The sequence below is a fragment of the Moorena sp. SIO1F2 genome (assembly GCF_010672755.1).
In the GTDB taxonomy this organism is placed as follows: domain Bacteria; phylum Cyanobacteriota; class Cyanobacteriia; order Cyanobacteriales; family Coleofasciculaceae; genus Moorena.
In genome coordinates this window covers 1-17,976 of record NZ_JAAHFV010000012.1, presented here as the reverse complement: position 1 = coordinate 17,976, position 17,976 = coordinate 1, and the positions used below count along the sequence as shown (strand labels likewise).

At 44.4% G+C, this 17,976-nt stretch carries 17 protein-coding genes; 10 read left to right on the top strand and 7 right to left on the bottom strand.

What is annotated here, in order from left to right:
* The first annotated feature begins 342 nt into the window (after window positions 1-342).
* The 3 genes from F6J94_RS03290 to F6J94_RS03280 all read left to right on the top strand — a co-directional run bounded on the left by F6J94_RS03290 (window position 343) and on the right by F6J94_RS03280 (window position 2,172).
* Entirely contained in the window at window positions 343-543 is a 201-nt protein-coding gene (locus F6J94_RS03290) for a phycobilisome linker polypeptide (RefSeq protein WP_293036843.1), read from the top strand.
* A gap of 155 nt (window positions 544-698) precedes the next feature.
* Window positions 699-941, top strand: a complete 243-nt coding sequence (locus tag F6J94_RS34115; RefSeq protein ID WP_366511312.1) for a pentapeptide repeat-containing protein — start codon at window positions 699-701, stop codon at window positions 939-941.
* Between the two features lie 22 nt (window positions 942-963).
* Window positions 964-2,172: an FtsW/RodA/SpoVE family cell cycle protein gene (locus tag F6J94_RS03280; RefSeq protein WP_293036839.1), complete on the top strand. Its 1,209-nt coding sequence runs from the start codon at window positions 964-966 to the stop codon at window positions 2,170-2,172.
* Here F6J94_RS03280 and F6J94_RS03275 read toward each other — a convergent pair.
* From F6J94_RS03275 to F6J94_RS03265, 3 genes are all read right to left on the bottom strand, one after another.
* The gene (locus F6J94_RS03275; RefSeq protein ID WP_293036836.1) at window positions 2,162-2,416 is read right to left on the bottom strand and encodes a hypothetical protein; all 255 of its coding nucleotides are present in this window, start codon (window positions 2,414-2,416) and stop codon (window positions 2,162-2,164) included. The two genes, F6J94_RS03280 and F6J94_RS03275, sit on opposite strands and share 11 nt — an antisense overlap.
* Window positions 2,417-2,524: 108 nt before the next feature.
* Window positions 2,525-2,959 (bottom strand): helix-turn-helix domain-containing protein, encoded by a 435-nt coding sequence (locus tag F6J94_RS03270; RefSeq protein WP_293036834.1) that lies wholly within the window; start codon window positions 2,957-2,959, stop codon window positions 2,525-2,527.
* 564 nt (window positions 2,960-3,523) lie between these two features.
* Window positions 3,524-5,260 (bottom strand): hypothetical protein, encoded by a 1,737-nt coding sequence (locus tag F6J94_RS03265; RefSeq protein ID WP_293036832.1) that lies wholly within the window; start codon window positions 5,258-5,260, stop codon window positions 3,524-3,526.
* 186 nt (window positions 5,261-5,446) lie between these two features.
* Here F6J94_RS03265 and F6J94_RS03260 point away from each other — a divergent pair, with 186 nt between their 5' ends.
* The 3 genes from F6J94_RS03260 (at window position 5,447) to F6J94_RS03250 (ending at window position 8,588) form a co-directional block, all read left to right on the top strand.
* A complete protein-coding gene (locus F6J94_RS03260; protein ID WP_293036830.1) occupies window positions 5,447-6,397 on the top strand; it encodes a class I SAM-dependent methyltransferase in 951 nt (316 codons plus the stop codon).
* Window positions 6,398-7,036: 639 nt separating this feature from the next.
* Window positions 7,037-7,222: a hypothetical protein gene (locus tag F6J94_RS03255; protein ID WP_293036828.1), complete on the top strand. Its 186-nt coding sequence runs from the start codon at window positions 7,037-7,039 to the stop codon at window positions 7,220-7,222.
* A 484-nt stretch (window positions 7,223-7,706) separates the two neighbouring features.
* Window positions 7,707-8,588 carry a hypothetical protein gene (locus F6J94_RS03250; protein WP_293036826.1) on the top strand — a complete coding sequence of 294 codons (882 nt, stop codon included), beginning with the start codon at window positions 7,707-7,709 and terminating at the stop codon, window positions 8,586-8,588.
* Between the two features lie 248 nt (window positions 8,589-8,836).
* On the opposite strand, the gene F6J94_RS34110 is transcribed toward F6J94_RS03250, so the two are convergent.
* Together F6J94_RS34110 and F6J94_RS34105 are read right to left on the bottom strand one after the other, a co-directional pair.
* Complete coding sequence (locus tag F6J94_RS34110; RefSeq protein WP_367142153.1) at window positions 8,837-9,100, bottom strand: Uma2 family endonuclease; 264 nt, start codon at window positions 9,098-9,100, stop codon at window positions 8,837-8,839.
* Window positions 9,101-9,111: 11 nt separating this feature from the next.
* Window positions 9,112-9,492 carry a Uma2 family endonuclease gene (locus F6J94_RS34105; protein WP_367142152.1) on the bottom strand — a complete coding sequence of 127 codons (381 nt, stop codon included), beginning with the start codon at window positions 9,490-9,492 and terminating at the stop codon, window positions 9,112-9,114.
* A 568-nt stretch (window positions 9,493-10,060) separates the two neighbouring features.
* Here F6J94_RS34105 and F6J94_RS03240 point away from each other — a divergent pair.
* The 3 genes from F6J94_RS03240 to F6J94_RS03230 all read left to right on the top strand — a co-directional run bounded on the left by F6J94_RS03240 (window position 10,061) and on the right by F6J94_RS03230 (window position 11,481).
* Entirely contained in the window at window positions 10,061-10,462 is a 402-nt protein-coding gene (locus tag F6J94_RS03240; protein WP_293036824.1) for a hypothetical protein, read from the top strand.
* A 285-nt stretch (window positions 10,463-10,747) separates the two neighbouring features.
* Window positions 10,748-11,164, top strand: coding sequence for a XisH family protein (locus F6J94_RS03235; RefSeq protein WP_293036822.1), 417 nt, complete (start codon window positions 10,748-10,750; stop codon window positions 11,162-11,164).
* Window positions 11,152-11,481 carry a XisI protein gene (locus tag F6J94_RS03230; protein WP_293036820.1) on the top strand — a complete coding sequence of 110 codons (330 nt, stop codon included), beginning with the start codon at window positions 11,152-11,154 and terminating at the stop codon, window positions 11,479-11,481. The genes F6J94_RS03235 and F6J94_RS03230 overlap by 13 nt, the downstream gene beginning before the upstream one ends.
* A gap of 104 nt (window positions 11,482-11,585) precedes the next feature.
* Here the strand turns inward: F6J94_RS03230 and F6J94_RS03225 are convergent, their stop codons facing one another.
* Window positions 11,586-12,164, bottom strand: coding sequence for a Uma2 family endonuclease (locus tag F6J94_RS03225; protein WP_293036818.1), 579 nt, complete (start codon window positions 12,162-12,164; stop codon window positions 11,586-11,588).
* A gap of 180 nt (window positions 12,165-12,344) precedes the next feature.
* Entirely contained in the window at window positions 12,345-13,592 is a 1,248-nt protein-coding gene (locus F6J94_RS03220; RefSeq protein ID WP_293036816.1) for an ArsB/NhaD family transporter, read from the bottom strand.
* Between the two features lie 217 nt (window positions 13,593-13,809).
* Here F6J94_RS03220 and F6J94_RS03215 point away from each other — a divergent pair, with 217 nt between their 5' ends.
* On the top strand, window positions 13,810-16,884 hold the full coding sequence (locus F6J94_RS03215; RefSeq protein WP_367142151.1) for a plasmid replication protein, CyRepA1 family: 3,075 nt from the start codon (window positions 13,810-13,812) through the stop codon (window positions 16,882-16,884).
* Window positions 16,885-17,976: the final 1,092 nt, after the last annotated feature.

The following is a 17,976-nucleotide window of genomic DNA, read 5'->3' as shown; positions in this document are numbered from 1 at the left end:
TCTGGTAAGGAAATGGGTGTATACTTTGACTACATCTGCTCTGGCTTAAGCTAAGTTAGCTAGTGTTGATGGAATTCGCCAGCCTGTAGTTGTCTGTGTAATTAAGGTCTGGGAAGTTGATTGTGAGTGCTAGCTTGTTAAAGGCGAATCTGGCTCACGTTAGTTAAGCAGCAGATGAGTTTTGACAGTCTAGTATTGACAATTAACTCCCAGACTTTGGAATAGTTGAGATATTCGATTAACGAATTTGTTCCCTCGCTATAGGCGGTAGGGATTTTTTATCCATCTTGGAATCAAACGAAAATTAAAATTTTCTGGAATTTTACTAGGAGAAATAACCTCATGCGGACGTTTGAAATAACTGCTTGTGTGCCAAGCCAAAGCAGAATTAGGACACAACGGGAGTTACAGAATACTTTTTTTACCAAGCTCGTTTCCTACGAGAACTGGTTCCGTGAGCAGCAGCGCATCCAGAAAATGGGTGGCAAAATTATTAAAGTTAAGCTGGCAACTGGTAAGCAAGGTACAAACACCGGTTTGTAAGGATTTTTCGATAATAGCTGTTTATCAAAAAAAAAATTTCAGGGGGTCTACTAGGACCCCTTTGTGATTTTTGGTTCAAAATGGGGGGATGGAAACAGAAGCAAGAGAGGGCCAACAACTACATAACCAAATAACCTTGGCCAAAAGGCCACGCGATCGCTGAAAGCGGGACTTCGTCCATCGCGTTCAACCACATAACCTTCAAGCACATAACTTTCAACCACATAACCTTCAACCACATAACCTTCAACCACATAACCTTCAACCACATAACCTTCAACCACATAACTTTCAACCACATAACCTTCAACCACATAACCTTCAACCACATAACCTTGGCCTTGGCCTATTGGCCACGCGGGGCGCGTTTGGCCACGGGATCGCGTTCAACCACATAACCTTTAACCAACCTGATGAAACGTGGCTCTACGTAACCTGATTCTATTATTTAATCCCTCCACTACAGACTGGGCAGTAACTGCTCGGTTACTGAAGTGGTTAACGTTTCTATGGCTGTTGATCGGAATAGTAATTCTGTTCTCAGCTTCTTATGCGATCGCAGATGTCGAGTTAGGGGATGGAACATACTACGTCAAGCGACAGCTGATCTGGGTAGTCTTGGGTTTAGTGGGATTTAACCTATTGGTGCGATCACCGTTGCGTTATTTGCTAAAAATCAGCCATTGGTTGGTCTTGGTGCTCTTGGTGCTGCTGTTATTGACGTTAATTCCTGGTGTGGGAACAACGGTTAATGGGGCAACTCGCTGGTTATCTTTCGGTTCGGTTCCCCTGCAACCTTCAGAGTTAATGAAGCCGTTTCTAGTGTTACAAGCAGCTCGGGTATTTGGGCAGTGGGACCGGCTTCAGTGGCGGACCCGTTTCACGTGGCTGGGGATTTTTATGGTGGTGTTGGTGGGAATTTTGTTACAGCCTAATCTGAGTACAACAGCACTTTGTGGGATGACCTTGTGGCTAGTTGCTCTAGCAGCAGGGTTACCGTTTTCTTACTTGGGAGGTACAGCATTTGGTGGTGTCCTGCTGGCAGTACTCAGTATCAGCATCAAGGATTACCAACGGCGTCGGGTGATGTCATTCCTAAATCCTTGGGCTGATCCGATGCGAGATGGATACCAATTGGTTCAAAGTCTTCTGGCTATTGGCTCCGGTGGGACTTGGGGCTCTGGCTTTGGGTTATCCCAACAAAAGTTATTCTATTTACCCATTCAACACACTGATTTTATCTTTTCTGTCTTTGCTGAGGAATTTGGCTTTGCTGGTAGTATAGCGCTAATGTTATTGTTGATGACATACATGACCCTAGCGGTGATTGTAGCTATTAAGGCCAGAAACCGAGTCTATCAGTTAATCGCGATTGGGGCAATGCTGTTTATTGTCGGACAGTCTCTGTTAAATATTGGTGTTGCTTCTGGGGCTCTTCCCACTACTGGTTTACCCTTCCCATTCTTTAGTTATGGGGGAAGTTCGATGATTTCCAGTTTGTGTTCCGCTGGGTTGTTGATTCGGGTGGCACGAGAGAGTAGTGAGGCGAAAGTTGTGTCTATACAAAGTCGCCGCCAGTATATAGCAGAACGACGGCAAAGAAGGCACAAGGTAAAAGCTAAAAGGTAAAAGTGACCAATATAGCGGTTTTCAATTTGGTGAGATACAGAGTTTCTGGTTTTAGGGAACAGGGAACAGGGAACAGGGAACAGGGAACAGGGAACAGGGAACAGGGAACAGGGAACAGGGAACAGGGAACAGGGAACAGGGAACAGGGAACAGGGAACAGGGAACAGGGAACAGGGAACAGTTTCCGAATTGCTTTCGCTTGCTTCAACTCACTTTTAGGATTGTCTACTTCTGCCTGAGTCATATCGAAGCGCTGATCAAGGCAACGTTCAAAAATTTCCCCGGTGCCAACCGTAACCCCCTTGACTAAGAGGATACACCCTACAAGTGGTTGAGCTTAATTCTGAAGATGTTAATACTGACCAAAAACTTTAGTTACAACCTCCACATTAGGCTCAACCTCTATCCAAAGGGTGGCACCACCATTCTTGGGAGATTCGGGTCGATAGACTAACCGGGATGGCCCGCTGATTTCTACATAATGACAGTTGATATCGCGATTACCCCGTTTAACTGTAATCACTGGGTCTGTTGTATGGTTTTGTTGATTCTTTTGAAGTACTTCTTCGTTGAGGTAGATGTGAGTCATCGATTTGCTGGGCTGTTTTCTCCAGGAGCCTTGTGGTCCACGGCTACCGGGAATTATCTTGGGCATACCGTTATATAGGGGAATCCGCCAAAAGCGACCCACTTTTTCGGCTCCTTGAATTCTGCCCTCTTTCAGGAGTTGGCGAACTCGTTGAGGACAAATACCTAGAAGATAGGCAGCTTGGGTGGTATCTATCATGATCGGACAACTTACTCTAGCGCTATTAATTTATTCGAAAATATACCATACAATTACAGCAATTGCCAAGTTTGATAGGGAACAGGGAACAGGGAACAGGGAACAGGGAACAGGGAACAGGGAACAGGGAACAGGGAACAGGGAACAGGGAACAGGGAACAGGGAACAGAGATTATTAAAGATTAAGCATTAAGTATTAAGTATTAAGTATTAAGTATTAAAGATTAAAGATTAAGTACTAAGTATTCAAGATTAAGTGTTGAATCTAGTAATAATGGTTTAGCAAAATTGCTGATGTCTGTGCATAAAGTAGAATAAAAATAAGCAAAAATCTCTATAACTATAGCAAATTATCGAAAACTACTTCTTAGATCTCCCGTCTCCACCCTATCCCCACACGTAAGCATTCAGGCGTCAGGCGTCAGGCGTCAGGCGTCAGCCGTTGGCCAACTACTGATAGCACCTCAAGTAGCGTGTGCGTAGCACATAAGCTGAATGCTGATAGCTGAATGCTGTTCGCGTAGCGTGCGCGTAGCGCTTATGCTGAATGCTTACCACTCTCGCTTATTCGCTGGCTCCAGCCCTATAGTTCTGACAGTAATACCGTCGAAATCGATAACCAGGGACTTTAGATATAGATTGTTTATCCTTAATACAACCTTGGGATTTTAACTCAACAGAGGCAGAAAAATTGACTACCCACAATTCTAAAGGTTTCGGCAGTTGAGCCACAGTTTTTTGTAGCGTTTCTGTAGCCACCCTTGGCTCGGTGTCTTTATGTGCCAAGAGAAACTGGGGTGAATTAATAGCAGTATCAACTACTTTGCGACGGTTCAATTCCCAAGCTAAGCCCATGATTTCTCCTGTTTGTTCATGGCTTTTGTGAACTGTGGCAATCAGGACTGGAAGGGATTGAGACTGGGAATCACTAATCTCTAATATTTTAGCGATCGCAAGATCTGGTCGATCGGCTTTTTGGTAACTCACATGGGATGCGACTATGACTCCACCTACCAATCCCATCAACAGGATTAGTGCTACCCATTGCTGATCTTTCCCTTGGGCCGCTCTCCAACAACTGGCAAAGCTTGCTGCTAGTAACATAATTACGATGGGGAAGTAGACAAACTGGTAACGAGCCGCTAAGGTCAAATCAATCCCAAGACCGTAAGTGAATAATAAGAATAATGCGATCGCTCCCACCACAAATCCGCCTATAACCTGAGTCATGAACTTAGTCTGGGAGTGTAACCTCTGAATTCTGAGTCCTCGACGCAACAGTTGCACGATCAAGAGCACTAATATTACTGTTACTACTCCAGAGGCGACCATAATCGGTAGGGATTGCCCTTCTACTGGCAGCATCACTACCATAGTGATCAGCCAAGACAAGAGTCTAGCTACAGGTTCGAGCAAATTGCTCAGGGTTGTGTCTTGGTGAACCCACTCTGTCAAACGATTACTGGAGGGGCGTGGCAAAATTGGCAGCCAAACTAAGACTCCCATTAATGTCCCGAGCGCCACTGCGTAAATTCGCCACCAGTACTTCCAAGAAAACACTGAACCCCCTGACCCAATCCGCAACCCAAGCATTACCAGTCCTACAGCTGCGATCACGAGGACGAAAAAGTAATGGACAGCTATGCCCAAGCTATTGACAATAACCCAGATTAATGCTATGTAAATCGGCAAGGGAGTCTGCCGTTGAAGCGATCGCGTAGCGTACACTAAACAACTGACTGAAGCGATAACCAATAGAATCCCTAGAGTGTAATGTCGAGCTTCTTGAGCCAGATAGATGCCATAGGGTGAAACAGCCATCAGTGCTGCTGCGAAGTGACCCACCAGGGAAGAGCGAAACCCTAACCAACCTAACCCAAACATGGCTGGAATGGAAATTACTCCCAGTAGCACACTCCAGGATCGCGCTACCCACAGGGATACCAATTCCCCATGGCCTGGAAACAGCTTCAGCCACAGATGGGTGAGGACGAAGTACAGTGGTGGGTGATTACTCTCTGTGATTAGGTTATTAATAACGGAATTGATGCTAGTACTAGAGTTCGGTTTCAGGGGAGCTAAGAGGGTATCTGACGTAATCACCTGATCCAGGGGTACCCTCCGAAAACTATTGCCCAGGCTAAACACTAGGGTGGCAAATTCATCTGACCAGGGGGGTTTTCCGGCCAGATAGGTAAACCGTAAACCTGCTGCGATCGCTATCCACACCAGCAGTAATAGAACTATGACCCAACTACTCCAGCTTTTGTCCACTTGGGATTTTGGGTGGTTAAGAATCATTAGCCATTAATTCTCTTTGTAGGTAGGAATAAACGTAACGTTCTCCCACACTACTTTATTATTGTTGATGCCACTGTTTAGTTACTTGAACTGAAATCGGTGCTGGGGCAGAGCAATAATACCGCGCAATCATACCGCTATGAAATAATTAGATGAGCTAATCATTGGGATAATTTTTGAATACTGATGAAGGACAAGCTCAAACCAGACTGGGCGGGGGATGACTTACTCTCCCGGTTCGTTAATCTGTTGATCGACACCAAGCCGATATACAAGGTGATGCAACACCAGGCCAGGCAGGTGCTAATTAAAACCGCAGAAAAAAATGGGATTGAGTGGCGGAAAAACTACCAGGAGTTAGAAAAATCAGGAGCGAAGACCTTACTATGCGAGATTACTAACCCTAGCCTAGTCTACCCAGACTACTACAAAGTCCCTTTCCATGCTTATGACCAGGGAAACCTATGCTGGGAAGCTGCCTTTGAAGCTGCCAGTGCTACCCAGGCTATGGGGTTGAGGATTTGGCCGAAAGAAAAACTCACTTGGCTTTCGGCACAAGAACGATTACGAAGTAGTTTTCATAAAGTACTAGGAGAGTATAATCCCGAGATAGTCACAGATGTCCTAGACATTGGCTGCTCAGTAGGGATTTCTACCTTAGCGCTACACCGCTACTACTCCAGGATCACAAAGGGCAAAATCCGCACCGTTGGGTTAGACTTATCCCCTTATATGCTGGCTGTGGCCAAGACCATGGATCAGACAGCAGAAATATCAGAATGGATCCATGGCAAAGGAGAGGACACCGGTTTACCGGACAATTCATTTGATGTGGTCACGTTACAGTTTGTGATCCACGAACTACCGCGCCAAGCAACAGAGGAAATTTTTTCGGAAGTGCTACGGATTCTACGACCTGGTGGCTGCCTTGGTGTTGTAGACAATAATCCTGCCTCCCCAGTCATCCAGAATCTCCCCCCTGCACTGTTTGTGTTGATGAAAAGTACAGAACCTTGGAGTGATGACTACTACAGCTTTAATGTAGAAGGGGCGATGATTAAAGTTGGTTTTGACTATCAGAGCACGGTGGCCAGCGATCCTCGTCACCGCACTATTATTGCTACAAAACCTGGTTGAGGTGAGTGGGGGAAGTGTGGGGAGTGGGGCGGGGGCGCGTGGGGCGCGGGGAGTGTGGGAAGTGTGGGGAGTGGGGCGGGGGCGCGTGGGAAGTTTGGGAAGTCAAATCAGCAACTCTTGTCCACTGTTCCGGTGATCCGCTGTTCCGGTGATCCGCTGTTTCCTTTTCCCTGATCCCTGTTCCCGACTTCTGAAAGAAGTCTAAAGGTTGTAGCAATTCCTCTTGATGTAGTGGCTGATAGTAATAATTACGAGCGGTTTGCAGCTTCCTGTGCCGTTCAAAGGTGCTGTAAAAACAACCCAGTTAGGTTATATAACTAAGGATATGAAAAAATTAGTAGAATTTTTATAAATTTATCATGAAGACTACCCCAATTTTTTGCAAGCCTTTTTGAAATAAATGTGAATATTTGGTGAATTGTGAAAAAAAAGTAAAAATTTTGTGAATAATCAAGTCCAGGTGCTTGTCGAGTATCCTAGTCTTGCCCAACCTGAGTTCGACATCACCAATTTTATCCAGGAGTCAGGAGCCATAATAACTAAATTTTTAAGTTAATTTGGAATTAATCAGAGTTTAATGGGCAATTAACCTATGTATTCTCCCAATAACTTCTGAATTATTCTCCTGAATTCTGAATTATGTCTCCTATCTCCTCACAACACCAGCCAATTTCTTACATAAAACTGAGGTTGTCCAAGACCTATTGCCCAAGACCTATTGCCCAAGACCTATTGCCCATACTGGGATTTTGGCATCAACAGGCTCGGGGTAAACTCAAATCTAATCCCTTTTTCCTTTCCCCTGACAACTGCGGCGAAGTCTAATAAGCGCCCAAAGCCGCTTAGACCAAAGCAGGGGCAGAATTTAGGGCAGCACTATGGTATTGATTGGACTAATAGCAGTCAAACCCAATTGGACTAATAGCCATGGGAGGAGGATATCCTGATCTGGTCAGCCTTGGCCTTTATCACCTTTCTCGTCAGAGAGATAACATAAAAGAAGTTCTTGCAAGCGGCACCTACACTAGAAGGTTCGACCCGTGATGGCGAGCAATCCCTTGACCGTAGCTCACGCGGGGCGCGTTCGCCATCACGGAAAACGCACCAAAGCGCGAATTTGATCCTTAATGGGTCAAGCGCACCTATAGAAAGTATGGGTTTGGTGACACTCGATGGCAATCAGGCGAAGCCAAGCTATCAGTTGTATCGTCTCTATTTTCGTTTTGCAGTGGCCAGGTAACTTATTCGATCTATCTCCTAGATTTCTTTAGATGTCTTTTGTTAAGAACATAAACAATCACTCTTAATTATGTCAGAAATTCTAACACTAATCAAAAAACCAGAAATTCCCAAAAAATTAGTAAAACCATCTCAACCAATTGAATTAATTCAGCCATCAGAACCAAAGTTTATGGCTGTTGGGGTTATAACTGGTGAGGTAGATTTGTCTGAAAAAATTCCTACCATTACCATCCAGGGTAAGGCTTACCCACTCTTTTTTCTGCTGAAGCACAACCGGAAAAGGTATGTGCTGGATATTCTCAAGGGGCACATCGAGGCCGGAAACCGAGAGCATCGCCTCGTGGTATATCCTAAGCCGATCCATTTCCCAGATCGGAACAAATTCCAGGATATCCGGTTTGAGGTGATTGGGATTTTACAGGAAGACAGACCCCATGCTTGGGCTGAAGCGATTGGCAATGGGTATTTCATCTTGGCTGGATTGTGGCAGTTCATCCCTGTTTGTAAAGTTCCCTGTGTGTCAGTCTTTAGGAACCACAGTGAACAATTAGTGAACTATCTCAAAACTCACCAGGCTACAGAAAGAACTCGGGTACTCAAAGCTGGTCACTGTCCATTATTCTGGCGGGACTCCTCGGTCAAACCATTCCGATTCAATCCTAAGCTCAAGGAGCAGGGCAAGCCAAAATTCATCCAGGTCAAAGCCCGATTCCTTCCCCACAAAAATGCCTTCGCGTTTGTAGAAGAATTGGCACCCCCAATGGATCAGCCTCCACGGTTCTGCAAGGTTCGGAAAGAAGATAAGCAGGAAGCCTTGGCCGAAGCTAAGAGAAGAGCTGCTGAAATGGCTGAAAAAAGAGCTGCTGAAAGTTCTGAAAGTCCTGAAAAAACAGCTGCTGAAAGTCCTGAAAAAAGACCTGATGAAATTCCTGAAAGTGCTGAAAGTTGAGTACTTCTATTCAAAATACCAACTCTGCTCAGTACCAACCCAACTCCCAGTCGAGCCGTTGAGACTTGACTGCTCAGGTGTTTGGTGCTGGCAAGGCTGGTAGGGTGATAGTTAAGACTTCAGCAGAGGTCAGGTAAGCTAGCGCTGCGCTATAAATTGATTGAGTGGCTATAGTATTGCCATGGCTAAACTATAGCGCTAGGCTAACCCAGCCAGTAAATGAGCTTTTGCTCACCAAAAACCTGTAATTAATTGTCTTGGTCTTCCAAAAACTCAACATCTTCATAGAGCTGGGATAGAGGACAGTCAAAGTCAATGCTGGTTATATGTACATCCGGTTCTGTTGCGTCTTTTGTGGTTTCATCCATCAAGTAACTGGTAAGTTCCCATTTGCCTCTATCATTAAGTCGGTAGCATTCAATGCTCATGGTTTCCGAATCAATCAGGAGATATTCCCTAAGGGTATCAAGGCGGCGGTAGTGTCTAAATTTTTTACCGCGATCGCTAGCCAACGCCCTTCGGGCTAATCGCCTTTGGCGCGGCTTCGCCGATCGCTACCTTCTGTACCAGGGGAAAGGACCTCCGCAATCAGACAAGGGTGATAAATCACTTTGCGGGACTTTTGGTCACGGTGGTCACAGGTTACCATGACATCGGGATAGTAATAAGGCCCGTTTGCTGATACACCAAGTTTGGCATCTGCCATAAAAACTTTACAGCTTTTGCCACGTAAGTGAATTTTTAGGGCAGAGGCTAAATTGAGGGCAATGGAGTTGTGGGGAAGTGTTCCCCCAGTCATGGCATAAACTTTACCGTTGATAAAGTTATATTTAATGGGTTGCTTCTCTTCCCATGCCAAGTACTCTTGAGCGGTCATCAAGGGGATGGTTGGATTGGCGATCATGTGAGTAATAGCGCTGTGCGCAAGGAATAGGAAATAGAAAAAGAACTGATAGGAATTATTTGACCAACGACTTTACTTAATCTAGCCAATCATTGAAAAGAATAAGTTATAATTATAAATTAACCTATTTTATTCAGGTTTAGGGTATTGCTTTGACAAGGATGCGATCGCTAGCCAACGCCCTTCGGGCTAATCGCAACTGCCCCCGTTGGTACTTTTCTGTAAACAAGCGAAGCATCCGCAGTTTTTGTACTTAAGAGTAATTATCTCTGATTATCTTCTATTTTCTTGACAATGAAATATCCCTGCTCTTAGAATCGCGAATGGCGCAGGAGTTCTTGAGCCGAATTCCAATTTTTTCCAAATTTCGATCGGGCAGGAAACCTGAGTATTCCTGAATTCCCCGGAACCAGAAGCCACAAGGAGACCCTATGGTTCAATCTTCTGAGTGCTCAATCCAAATTGGCCCGGCCTTAAGGGGATGGGAGACACGAGGGTCTCCATCATCTCGACTGTCCTGTCCCTTTAACATCAGGCCAAAATTCGGAAAATCATTAATTCAAACATCATGCTAAGTACACCATTCAACCGCTTCAAGCCAGCTGCTCTTCCCTTGAAGAAAGCACTCTCAAGACTAGCACTCGGTCTAGCGACCCTGCCCTTTGCTGTAGTGGCAGTATTTTGTGTCACAGCTCCCACGGCTTTAGCAGAAACGGTAGAACCATTGCATGGAATAAACATCACTGAAAAAGGTGTCACGATCGTAGTGACGAGCAACGGCTGCACGCAGAAAGAGGACTTCACAACCATATTGGCAAAATCCCAGCCTCCCATTGTTACCTTCATCCGCCTGAAACCGGATCTTTGTAAAGGTGTTTCCCGTCCCTACCCGATTACGTTCTCGCTGAAGGAAGTGGGTGCGGCTGAGTTCAAAGTGGCTAATCTGTTTGTACCTGGTCCCAGATTTTAGCGGCGGAAGTTCTGAAAACAGGACTCTAAGTCGAAAAAAATGTCACAAACTGCCTGGTGAGATCGTTTTAGTTATAGAGGGAAACACCTAACTTTGGGGTAGGCAAGTGTGGCGAACACGAGTTAAACAAGGTTTAACTTTTACCCTATGGTCTCAATTTAATAATTCCGCTCAAATTCCTCCCGATGGTGACGTTACGGTAGAGCGCGGGAGGAATTTTTTATATCGATCTCAGTTATAATAAATATTAAAAACCCTAAGTCATTTCCAATTGCCCATCTTTCTATGCCAGCCAAGGATATTTTTCACAACACCGTTCGGTTAGCCCTGGAAAAAGATGGCTGGCTGATAACTAAAGATCCTCTATACATCAAAGTTGGCGGATCGGAAATGTATATAGACTTAGCAGCCGAACAATTAATTGCAGCCCAGAAAGATAATCAAAGCATAGCGGTAGAAATCAAAAGTTTTTTACAAGAATCAGAAATGTCAGAGTTTCACGTCGCCCTTGGTCAATTCCTAAACTATCGATTAGCATTAAAGCAAACATTACCTAATTTTGTTTTATACTTAGCCGTTCCTACCGATACGTACAATACGTTTTTCCGTCGCCCCTTTATTCAGGATGCTCTTGAAGAGTATCAGCTAAAATTGCTAATTTTTGATCCTAAGACAGAGGAGATATCATCATGGAAACCTTAAACTATCATGAATTAGTCCAAAAAATCCTGAAAGCCCACGCTATCAACCTTAACGATGATGATACAGAAGTTCAAATGATTTTTGATAGTGAGCGCAATCATTATTTAGTTATGCTAGTGGGCTGGTATGACCAACGACGGGAATATGGAAGCTTAATTCATATTGATATAAAAGATAATAAAATTTGGATTCAGAGTGATGGCACTGAAGTGGGAGTAGCTAATGAATTAGTTGAAGCAGGAGTTCCCCGACAGGATATAGTTTTAGGGTTTAAGTCTCCCTTCAAAAGGCAATTTACTAGATATGCTCACCAGTAGCCTGTTACAAAAAAGCAGTTTAGTCGTAGGGTGGGCAAAAAGTAATAGACTTTTTCCATTAAGCTTATCGGCGATCGCTTTTTTACCACCCTACCATTATAGCTTCAATCCAATAGCCAACTAAACAAATCGCCCACAGTAATGCTTAACTCCCTAGCCAAGGATGGCACAGGAAGTTTCTCGGATGATTGATCAAACACTTCGATTTGCTGTTTTGGACGATAAACGAAAACGGTTTGCTCTTCTGGATCAATCAACCAGCCCATTGCCGTCCCATACGTTAAACAATGGAGAATATTCTTTGTCACCTTGGTTTGACTTTGGTCAGGTGAAAGAATCTCAATTGTCCAATCAGGCGCTGCCTGGAAAACATTGGCAATTTCGCCATTGTCATCACGAGGAATTCTCTGGTAAACAAACACAGATACATCCGGAACGGTTGAGCGTCCACCAAAAGTACACCGAAGTTCTGGAAAAGCACGAGCAATTCGTTCTTGCTTCACCACTAGATTAATAGCAGTAACCAATTCCCCTTGAATTGTGCTGTGTTTTCCCTGTGGCATTGGTTTCTGAATAATTTGGCCATCAATGTACTCACTAGCAGGTTTGGTTTCTGGTAGTTTTAGAAATGCTTCCAATGACACTAGTTTAGATTTTTTATCTGGATAGTTTTGAGTAATCATTGCTAATGGCAAAAAACTAGATGTAATTCCTATCTATAGTCTATTAAATTTTCAGTTACAACGTTTTTAATAACTATGATGTACACAGTATTCTTTCCCTATTCCCTATTTACTGCTCCCTGCTCCCTGCTCCCTGCTCTCTAAAAAATGTACCTGACCTAATTGACAAGCGCTATATCCTTAAGCAATTAACCAGGGTAACCAAATTGCTAAACTAAGCAAGCTCACAAATAAAACTGGCATGGTAAGCATGAAGGTTAAGCGAATATAATAAATCCAACTAATTTGGATTCCTCTAAAAGCCAATACATTCAACCAAAGTAGAGTTGATAGACTTCCTAAAGGAGTAATTTTTGCTCCTAAGTTGCACCCAATTAAATTACCGTATATCATCACTTCTTTTACAGCTGGATCAATATCCGTAATGTTTTCAATTGCATTAGCATTCAGCAGTAATGTTGGTAAATTGTTGAGTACACTGGCAATAAATGTGGCTAGGAAACCACTACCACTAGCGGCTAAGGTGAGTCCCCAATTAGAAAGAATTTCCAACCGCTGGCTCAACAGAGCAGTTATGCCCAGATTGTCCAAACCGATGCTGAATAAAAACAGGACTAGGATAAGTAAAATAATTCGCCATGGCAGTTGACCTGCTAGCTGTAAAATATAACTAAGTGTAATAGCACGACCGTTAAGGGAACGTGCTGCTAATGCCACCATCACTAAAGCTGCCATAGCAGCAATCCAGGCAATGGGTAAATTTAGCACTTTTGCCAACAAGTAGCCAATTAGGAGTAGTCCTAAAATAGGAAAACTCAATTTAAAAATTAAGGAATCTCGAATCGCACGATTAGGTGGTGGTAGACGGGCAAGGTTATAGGTCAGGGGGATTTCGGGTTCAAAATAGAACCAGAGAATGATGATACTAGTGGCTATTGTGGCAACGGTTACGGGCAACATCACCATCACATACCGCAACCAGGAAATCTGTAAATAATCAACATAAATCAGATTTACTGGATTACTCATCGGCAGTAGCAAGCTAGCGGCATCGGTAATAAAACCACTAGTAAATACAAATGCTAGAGTAGCTTTGGCACTAAAGCCAAGCAGCAGCAAAATTTCCATCACAGCAGCTGTCCAGACTATAGTCGTGGCCACGTTAGTAAACACATTGCTCAATAACATCCCGACTAGGATCACTAAGGAGAAAAGCAAATGGCCACGACCACATCCCCAATTAGCTATGTGAAGCGCTAACCACCGAAACCAACCTGCTTGACCTAAACTTAGGGCAATAATAATTAGAGAAATGAGGGTGAAAGTGGCGTTTCCAACTCTCGCCCAGACTATGGGAATATGGTGCAATAGCAAAGGGAACAGGGAGTAGGGAGTAGGGAGTAGGGAGTAGGGAACAAAAATTGTCACAATTCCTACACTGATCCCTATATAACTAATAACTAATAACTAATGACTAGTGATCCGATGCTAGGGATAAGTGATCATTTTATGGTACTATCAACAGTCAACGGTGAACGGTAAACGGTGAACTGTCAAGAAAAGCTAAAGCATTAGGTAAAATAAGCTATTAGGTCACAAATAGTGTTATATTCCTTAAGTTAAAGATTAAACCACTAGATATAGCGTGACCTCTGCCAGAGTCTTCCCCAAACCCATGAACCATATCCAGGAGTGGACAGCTAGTAGTGTTGATGAACAGCTGACTCGCCTCAATGTAAGGTCTCTCGAAGGCTCTAGCCCATTTGAGTATCTCTTCTATTCCGACTCCCTGCCCAGACGCAATGATGGTCGATTGCTAAACTCGATTCTGAAACGCTATCAACACCTCGAACAAGGGGGATGGTGGTGTTCTGGTATTGACTTGCTTACTGGTCAGGAAGATATTTGGGGCTGTTTCAAACCCAGCCAACCCCGTCAGAGTGGGGAAACCAGGAAGCTAATTAAATATGAACATCCCCCCAAAACTCCCACAGGCTTGTTTGCTCTGCGAGTACCTTTCCACCTGTGGCAACGGATTGCTGAACGCAATGATTTTACTATTCTCCCCACAGACCTTGACCACAATCAACCGGATCTAGGGTTTTGGCAGTGGCTAATCTCTCACCCCTCGATTCCCTTGTGTATTACTGAGGGCGCTAAGAAAGCTGGAGCTTTACTCACTGCTGGTTACGCTGCGATCGCATTACCAGGAATTAATGGTGGGTATCGAATCCGTAGGGATGCCCAGGGAAATCGGATTGGCAAGTCTGACTTGATTCCTCAACTACAGAAACTAGCGACTCCGGACCGACCGATTTACATAGTCTTTGACCAAGACTCGAAACCGAATACGATCAAAGCTGTCAATGCTGCGATTCGTAGAATGGGATATCTGCTCAATCAAGCAGGTTGCCCTGTGAAGGTAATAACTTGGGATGCCCAGCTAGGCAAAGGGGTAGATGATTTAATTGCTGATCAAGGTCAGAAGACCTTTGAGCAAGTTTACCAACGAGCACTCCCCCTGGATACTTGGAAAGCTAAATCCCTAACCCAGCTCACCTATGGAGCTAACCTTAAAGTAAATTGCCGCTATCTGCAAGAACTTCCGATTCCGGATACAGCCCAACTGATTGGCATTAAATCCCCTAAGGGTACTGGAAAAACCCAACTACTAGAAAAAATTGTCTCTCAAGCCCTAGCCCGAAAGCAATGGGTATTGGTGCTTGGTCATCGGGTGCGATTAGTAGAAGCATTGTGCCAACGCTTTGGCATCAAGTATATCACTGAGGTCAGGGATGACCAGAAGCAAGGGGTATTAGGTTATGGTTTATGTCTCGACTCCTTGCATGGTAATTCTCAGGCTCGCTTCAATGCCGCTAACTGGTCTGATGGCGTAGTGATTATCGATGAAGTCGAGCAAGTGCTCTGGCATGGATTGAACTCTAGCACCTGTCAGAGTAATCGGGTTGCTATTCTCAAATCCCTGAAAACCCTAATCCAGAATGTCTTGGGGGGGTCTGGTCAAGTTTATATTGCGGATGCAGACTTGAGTGATATATCGATAGATTACTTACTGACCTTGTCTGGCGTTGACCTGGAACCCTTCATCATTGAGAATGACTGGAAACCCAACATTGACGGGTCCTGGCAAATTCATAACTATACCGATAGCACACCAAAAAGACTAGTGCGAGAGCTAGAAGCACACATTGCTCAAGGAGGCAAACCCTTTGTGTGTCTTTCTGCTCAAAAACCAAAGAGCCAATGGGGTACTTGCACTCTAGAAGCTTACCTAAAAAAGCAATTTCCCCACCTCCGGATATTGCGTATTGATTCGGAATCCCTTGGTGAAACCAGTCATCCAGCCATGGGGTGTATCAATAACCTGAACGATGTTTTAGGGGAGTATGACATTGTATTAGCTAGTCCTGCTATTGAAACAGGAGTGAGTATTGATCTGCGGGGACATTTCACCTCTGTGTGGTGTATTGCCCAAGGGGTGCAAGGAGAAAATAGTGTCAGACAAACCTTAGGGCGAATCCGAGAAAATCTACCCCGGTTCATCTGGGTAGCCCCTTATGGCTTTAATCACGTCGGTAATGGCTCCACGTCTCTATCCTCACTGCTGGCATCTGGACAGCGTTTGACCCAAATGAATATTCGGTTGCTACAACAATCGGATTTCGATGCTGTGGATGATTTAGATACAGGCTTTCAAGCAGAATCCTTGATGTGCTGGGCTAAAATGGCTGTCCGATTCAATGCCGCCATGGTGAACTATCGGGAATCGGTGCTAGCAGGATTGCGTGCTGAAGGTCATCTGGTGATGGATGTTTCCCCAGCCAGTTCCACTAAAGCTGGGAAAAAGAAGTCTAAGGGTTCACCCCAAGCGGAAGAGTTGGGAGCACAGAATGCTCTGATGGCAGCGATTACTGCAGTTAGAGACCAAAACTATCAGGCTGAGTGTAATGCGATCGCATCTAGCCAAGACTTCAGTGATAGCCAATATCAAACGATTAGCAAACGCCTAGTCAAAACACCATCGGAGCGTCGCTCACTACGGAAGTACGATTTAAAGCAGCGTTATCGCATCCCAGTCACACCAGAACTGGTACTCAAAGATGACCAAGGCTGGTATCAGCAGCTACGGCTCCATTATTTTCTTACCATCGGTCGGCAACATCTAGCAGAACGGGATGCTAAGGTAGCGCGACTGTTAATTGAGCAAGGTCAAGGGAGTATATTTCTACCGGATTTCAATCGTGCTGTGCTAGGAGCCATGATTGGTACCATGAAGGTTTTGGGGATACCAATTCTATTAGAAAATCTGGAACGAGAACTCAAAAATACTGATCAGGACTTGCAGCAGATGGCTGCGATCGCATTAGCAAACCGTTGTGCTATCAAAACCATCACCGGGATAGGACTAGCTAAAAAAGCAACTCCGATTGTTATTATCAGGCGCTTCTTAGATAAAATCGGCTATGGCTTGCAGTGTATTCGTTATCAGAGCCAAGGAAAAAAGCGGTTCAGAGTTTATCAGCTAGTTAGTCCAGAAGATGGTCGCATGGAAGTGTTCCAGAGCTGGTTAGCTAGTGATGGTCAGAGGTTAGGTACTAGTGAAATTTGGCTGGATAATGATTTATCCCCTAGGTCGGGTAACACTCAGTCAGTGGATTCAGAAAACAGTAATTATGTTCAATTGTGTTTGAATGTTTAGTTTTAATTTTTAGTCTTGATGTTTAGCATTAGTTGGAGGGTTTGGGGAGGCTATAATCCCTGGGGGGGTGACATGCAAGCTGAAATCATTACTGGGTAATAATTTCAGCCCATAAGTTACAAAAATATATATGCTGTTTTGGGCGCGACCTTGGACGTATTTATAAGGGTTTGAGCTTCCAGAAAATCATTCGTAGGGTCAATTTGGGACTGTATCTTCCCTGAGATAATTGGCATCAAAGCCTCATATAGTAAGCTTTTCAGGGCTCATGTCACCCCCTCAGCTATAATCCCCCACCCTCTAACATTTTATTCAGGTAATATCAAGTTGCATTAAATAACCGTAATATATGAGAGATGCAAGACAATGGTCCAAACTGATGCCCAAGCGAATCAGCATAGAACCCCATCTGAGTATAGAAGAACATTAACAGCGCTATCGTCAAGGGAAAGATCCGATTGAATGCTCCCACTATCAAATCATCTGGTTGCTAGCCCTTGGCAGAACCAGTGAAGAAGTCGCGCAAAGTGACTGGATATAAACGAAGTTGGATTTATGAACTGGTGTGGGGCTACAACCGGATTGGACCGTTGACCTTGGGAGATGGTAGGCGTAGAAACCTGTTTTGCTCCACCTCTTTTAAGGGATCAGCAACAAGGGCAATTAGATCAAATTTTGTCAGGTCCAGCCCGGAAACGAAACCTTAGGATAGGGTCGCCTTTATGGTTAGTCGGCTATGCATAAAAGAGGTGCGCAATAGTCGGCGAATTTAATTCGCCGACTATTGCGCACCTTTGGTTAAAACTTTTTGATTAAGGCGACCCTATCCTTACGGTAACTTCAACCCCCGGATGGTGGGCTGTGGAACGGTCGCAAAGTTGCAGACTATCTCTGTGAATTATTGGTTCGAATTGTCTGACTTCAACTTGGATGGCGGATTCTCAAGCAAATGGATTAAAGGGCTAAAAGTACCTCGACCAACAATCACCAATTCATATCTCAACAACAACAGCAGTGGAAAAAAAAACTGGGCTGTGAAGTGGAGAAAGTGCAAAAAGAACACCCCTGGGCCGAGGTATCGGTATGGAGTCA